The 923-nt window shown below is 75.5% G+C and carries 1 protein-coding gene; it reads left to right on the top strand.

Annotation, left to right across the window (positions count from 1 at the left end):
- Nucleotides 1-923, top strand: a 923-nt coding sequence (locus G3I65_RS26495; RefSeq protein ID WP_160698513.1) for a tetratricopeptide repeat protein, incomplete at both ends; no start/stop codon positions are given.

Below are 923 nucleotides of genomic sequence, written 5' to 3'. Positions count from 1 at the left end.
CGACGCCGGGGCCGCCGTGGCCTGGCTGGACGTCGAGGTCCCGAACCTTTCGGCGGCGCTGCGCCAGGCCGCGACGCGCGGGCCGTACCCCGGCGCCTGGTACCTGGCCGACGCGCTGCGGCGGTTCTTCCACGACCACGGCCGCCGCGCGGAGTGGCTCGAACTGGCCCCGATCGTCCTGCGCGCGGCCCGCGACCACGGCGCCCAGCCGGCCGAGGCGCTGGTCCACCTGTCCATCGGCGGCGCGTACTTCCGCGAAGGCCAGCACGAAGCCGGCATCCGGCATTCGGAGAAGGCGGTGCTGGCCAGCCGGGCGTGCGGCTGGCGCGAGTGCGAGGCGACGGCCGTCGCGAACCTGGGCTCGATGCTGGAGTGGACCGGACGGCTGTCGGAGGCCGTCGAACACAGCCGTCGCGCGATCCAGCTGTTCCGCGAGCTGGCCAACCGCTCGGGCGAAGCGCTCGCGCTGAACTCGCTGAGCTGCCACTACCGCCAGCTGGGCCGGCTGGAGCAGGCGGAGGACTGCCTGGTCGAGGCGATCGCGCTGGCCCGCAAGGAGGACCTGGCGTTCTGGGAGGCGGCGAACCTCGCCGACCTCGGCTGGGTGCTGCTGGCCACCGGGCGGCTGGCCGAGGCCGGTGAGGTCCTCGACCAGGCGTTGACGGCGTTCCGCGACCTCGGCACGAGCTTCGGCGAAGCGACGGTGCTGAACGCGGTGAGCGCCCTGCAGATCGCCCGCGGCGACCACGCCTCGGCGGCGCGGACGGCCGAAGCGGCCCTCGAATCCGTCCGCCGTGACGGCGACCGGCAGGTCGAGGCGGCCGCGTTGATCGCGCTGGGCCGGGCGGAGGAAGGCCGGGGCGACCTGGCCGCGGCGGAGCGCGTCCTGCGTGAGGCCCGGGAGCTGACGGCGGAGTCCGGGC

The sequence above is a fragment of the Amycolatopsis sp. SID8362 genome (assembly GCF_010550475.1).
Taxonomy (GTDB): Bacteria; Actinomycetota; Actinomycetes; order Mycobacteriales; family Pseudonocardiaceae; genus Amycolatopsis; species Amycolatopsis eburnea.
Note: the sequence above shows the minus strand (reverse complement) of the source record. Positions and strands in the feature narration are given on the sequence as shown.